The following is a 1541-nucleotide window of genomic DNA, read 5'->3' on the forward strand; positions in this document are numbered from 1 at the left end:
GCTCTTTGAGCAAGATCGAATTTTCGGCGAATGTCGTCTTCACAGTATAACCAGATTGCTTGGGGTTATATGGTCAAGTGAAGAAGCGCATACGGTGGATGCCTTGGCAGTCAGAGGCGATGAAAGACGTGGTAGCCTGCGAAAAGCTTCGGGGAGTCGGCAAACAGACTGTGATCCGGAGATGTCTGAATGGGGGAACCCAGCCATCATAAGATGGTTATCTTGTACTGAATACATAGGTGCAAGAGGCGAACCAGGGGAACTGAAACATCTAAGTACCCTGAGGAAAAGAAATCAACCGAGATTCCCTTAGTAGTGGCGAGCGAACGGGGACTAGCCCTTAAGCTTCTTTGATTTTAGCGGAACGCTCTGGAAAGTGCGGCCATAGTGGGTGATAGCCCTGTACGCGAAAGGATCTTAGAAGTGAAATCGAGTAGGACGGAGCACGAGAAACTTTGTCTGAATATGGGGGGACCATCCTCCAAGGCTAAATACTACTGACTGACCGATAGTGAACTAGTACCGTGAGGGAAAGGCGAAAAGAACCCCGGAGAGGGGAGTGAAATAGATCCTGAAACCGTATGCGTACAAGCAGTGGGAGCCCACTTTGTTGGGTGACTGCGTACCTTTTGTATAATGGGTCAGCGACTTATTTTCAGTGGCGAGCTTAACCGAATAGGGGAGGCGTAGCGAAAGCGAGTCTTAATAGGGCGTCTAGTCGCTGGGAATAGACCCGAAACCGGGCGATCTATCCATGGGCAGGTTGAAGGTTAGGTAACACTGACTGGAGGACCGAACCGACTACCGTTGAAAAGTTAGCGGATGACCTGTGGATCGGAGTGAAAGGCTAATCAAGCTCGGAGATAGCTGGTTCTCCTCGAAAGCTATTTAGGTAGCGCCTCATGTATCACTGTAGGGGGTAGAGCACTGTTTCGGCTAGGGGGTCATCCCGACTTACCAAACCGATGCAAACTCCGAATACCTACAAGTGCCGAGCATGGGAGACACACGGCGGGTGCTAACGTCCGTCGTGAAAAGGGAAACAACCCAGACCGTCAGCTAAGGTCCCAAAGTTATGGTTAAGTGGGAAACGATGTGGGAAGGCTTAGACAGCTAGGAGGTTGGCTTAGAAGCAGCCACCCTTTAAAGAAAGCGTAATAGCTCACTAGTCGAGTCGGCCTGCGCGGAAGATGTAACGGGGCTCAAACCATACACCGAAGCTACGGGTATCACGTAAGTGATGCGGTAGAGGAGCGTTCTGTAAGCCTGTGAAGGTGAGTTGAGAAGCTTGCTGGAGGTATCAGAAGTGCGAATGCTGACATGAGTAACGACAATGGGTGTGAAAAACACCCACGCCGAAAGACCAAGGTTTCCTGCGCAACGTTAATCGACGCAGGGTTAGTCGGTCCCTAAGGCGAGGCTGAAAAGCGTAGTCGATGGAAAACAGGTTAATATTCCTGTACTTCTGGTTATTGCGATGGAGGGACGGAGAAGGCTAGGCCAGCTTGGCGTTGGTTGTCCAAGTTTAAGGTGGTAGGCTG

The 1541-nt window shown here is 50.7% G+C and carries 1 rRNA gene; it reads left to right on the plus strand.

Going from position 1 to position 1541, the window contains the following annotated elements:
- Positions 1-71 precede the first annotated feature (71 nt).
- A 23S ribosomal RNA gene (locus tag BLU76_RS30295) occupies positions 72-1541 on the plus strand; the annotation flags it as partial.

It is taken from the genome of Pseudomonas sp. NFACC08-1 (genome assembly GCF_900106735.1).
In the GTDB taxonomy this organism is placed as follows: Bacteria; Pseudomonadota; Gammaproteobacteria; order Pseudomonadales; family Pseudomonadaceae; genus Aquipseudomonas; species Aquipseudomonas fluorescens_Q.